Source organism: Xenorhabdus griffiniae (assembly GCF_015163655.1).
GTDB lineage: Bacteria > Pseudomonadota > Gammaproteobacteria > Enterobacterales > Enterobacteriaceae > Xenorhabdus > Xenorhabdus griffiniae.
The window spans coordinates 1-3,165 of the sequence record NZ_JADEUF010000200.1; the positions used below are offsets into that span (position 1 = coordinate 1).

The 3,165-nt window shown below is 38.7% G+C and carries 2 protein-coding genes; one reads left to right on the forward strand and one right to left on the reverse strand.

The window, feature by feature from the left end; all coding sequences use genetic code 11:
• Positions 1-460: 460 nt before the first annotated feature.
• On the reverse strand, positions 461-1,801 hold the full coding sequence (locus IQ211_RS18590) for an MATE family efflux transporter (protein ID WP_189760783.1): 1,341 nt from the start codon (positions 1,799-1,801) through the stop codon (positions 461-463).
• Between the two features lie 575 nt (positions 1,802-2,376).
• On the opposite strand from IQ211_RS18590, the gene IQ211_RS18595 reads away from it, so the two are divergent.
• Positions 2,377-3,048, forward strand: coding sequence for a hypothetical protein (locus IQ211_RS18595; RefSeq protein WP_189760782.1), 672 nt, complete (start codon positions 2,377-2,379; stop codon positions 3,046-3,048).
• The last annotated feature ends 117 nt before the right edge of the window (positions 3,049-3,165 follow it).

Sequence of the window (3,165 nt, forward strand, 5' to 3'; positions counted from 1 at the left end):
TTATGGCATACTTGACGTGCAGGCATAGCAGTGACCCTATTGACTTGGTGGAACAATCAGTAGATCACACAACGCTATGCTTGTCTATTTTCTGGGGATTCCTCAGCGCTATGCGGGGAGATATAAGACGCATCTTGAAAGACGATTGGTATATAGACTTGGTATTAATAAAAACAAAGCGGATAATGTTATTTATAAAATAAAACGGAAATAGCCCTGTTTTTTATTTTTTCACAGTCTTGAAATTAAGTTATCAGATAAAGACTGAATAACATATTAATGAGAAACTTGTTCAAGTTACTATGCAATTATTAGTCAAACCCATCTTTGATTAAAATGCCGCAAGTTTATTTGCGGCATTTTTTATACCAATCTAACTTCAAGATGCGTGTGATATCGTGTTGTAAATCGCAGCTTGAAGTTTAATGTGTATGCACTTATTGTTACTGTTATTTTTTAATTAGACATCTAATCGCTTGGTTTGCCATCTTTTAGACTTCCAACGCCAGGCGTTCACTAACCCGCGGATCCACTCGTCGCAGAAAAATCCTATCCAGATCCCTAGGATCCCCATACCCATGGTAATTCCCAAAAAATAACCAACTGGAATAGAGATTCCCCACATACAAATCAATGCGGTATAGAGAGGAAAACGGGCATCGCCAGAAGCACGCAGGGCATTGACCATCACAATGTTGAAAGTGCGTCCTGGTTCCAAAAAGACCGAGAGCAAGAACAACGGCAGCAGAAGTTCAACAATCTTCTGATCTTCCGTCATAACATAGAGAAGCGGTTCCCTGAAAATCCAGAACATTAAGACGACGCCTATTGTAACAATCACACCAATTTTCAGGCTCTTAAGCCCCCGAAGATAGGCATCTTCAAAACGCTTTGCCCCAACAAGGTGACCAACCATAATCTCATTGCCAATGCTGATAGAGATACCAAACAACATAATGAACAGAGATAGCTGGAAGTACAGTGTTTGCGCGGCCAGAGACATTTCACCCATCAGGCCGATAAACGCCTGTGCAGTCATATATTGCAGGATCCACACCAAATTCTCACCCGCAGCAGGTAAGCCGATGTGCAGGATTTTGCTCAACATATTCTTAGACCAATTCACGAGCAATTTAGGCTCGAATTTGATCTTCAAACCAAAAAACAGTAATCCGCAGAGCAAAATAACAGCGACAGTACGACCAAATACTGTAGACCACGCTACGCCTTCGAGTCCATATTGAGGCAATCCAAAGAATCCATAGAGTACGATCATATTGCCGGCAATGGTAAGCAGGTTGGCAATCAGCGTGACATACATGGCCGATTTTGACTTTCCATAAACCCGCATGCAAGCCGCCAAAATAATCGAAATTGCTTCGGGTATCAGACAGATGCCAAGAACATGCAGATAAGCGAACCCATCTTCCATCAGATTTTCAGGCAGGTTCATGATATACAGGATCTTATAACCGAAGAACACGGTGATCAGCGCACAACTGAAACCCAGCACAAAATTAAAAGCAATGGAAATATGAATAGCCTGGCTTGCTTTATCACGTTTTCCTGATCCCAGATATTGAGCTATGACAACACTGCAACCTACGCTGATAAAGTTAAAAATTGTAATAAAGAGATCAAAAACATAATTACCCACTCCCATTGCAGCAAGATAAGCAGAAGAAATATGGCTGACCATGTACGTATTGATTAATAACGTCGCCATATGCAGAAAGATATCAATGAAAATCGGCCAACTTAACGAAAAAAGAGAGCGATCAACAACATCAGACTGATGCATTAGTAAAACCTATTTATTAGAAGTGAAATGAATGGTCTTTTGCGGTGTGACATCCCCAGAAAGCGTAGCTGATTTTACAGGGTTTATTGCTGATTTGATAGGCAGAACAAGCGGATTGTTTCACTGTCACACTTAAGCTTTTTCCCTGAGCGCCTAATGATGACTGATATGCCTGATGATATTGACCAATTGAAAGCCCCCATCTACCAGCTTCAGACCGATATTCAGGGAAAAGATCGTCAGATTCAGGCGTAGGCCGAATCGCTGGTTGAGCTGCGTACCCAAATTAAACGGTTACTTGAACAGCTCAACCTTAGCAAATTTTTTTACGGAACTGGAACCTCCCCAAACACCATTACGACGATCCCCAGCATGATCTGCTCCCGTGGAACGTGAATATTGGCAACAGCGTATAAAATACACTGCTTAATAGCATCGTTAATATTGTGAGATCTCGCCCTGATAAATTTATTTTTTTCTGCTCATTGACAATTGCTGATGTGGTCAAATAGTATACTTTTTTATGGTATCATACTTTCCCTTTTAAGAATGAATTTAGTAGTGAGTGTAAAAACATGCCATTTAAAGAGCCTTTTACCCGCAAATTGATTATTGGTGATTTAGTTTACGGATTACACAGTGAAAGAGTAAGGTATCTTCGTGAATATCAGCCTTTCAAAGGAAGTACTGCTGCTGTTGCTGTTGCTACGAAGATTCTTCCTAGCGCTCAAGTTCTGTTAATAGATCAATTTATAACCCCTCCAGAACTATACTTTAAAGATGAATTAACCCGAATGGAGATGGAAGAACAGTATAACTACATGCACACGACGAAAAGACTTCCCTATCAGAAGAGTTTTATGTCACATCTTAAAAATCATCCTAAATATAATACCGCATTGAAAAGTGCAGACAAAGTATTCTCAAGGAAATGTAAAGGAGGATTATCTTGGGTAACTACAAGCAATGAAGATACTGATCTACTTAAGAATAATAATATACATTTTATTCTTGATGGCATCGATATGAGATATGTAGTAAATAAAATAAAATATCCAGGCGCTAGAACTGATATAACTTCACATGAATTGAGATGGGTCTATAGAAACAGGTACAACCCTAACGTGCAAAGAAAAATTCAATTTTGGTTAGATGGTAAACCGACTTCTCCACCTTGGGAAAGTGTTGAAGGAAAGGAAATATGGAGATTATACACTCCAAGGTCTGAAATTACGAGCGCTTTTTAATTCTGGTTTGCCAATAGATTTATATTTTTAATATATACATGATTTATATAATAAGAAGATATTAACAAATAGTGGTAAATTAAAATTCATAATAATACTAAATAAAAGTAAAAACAT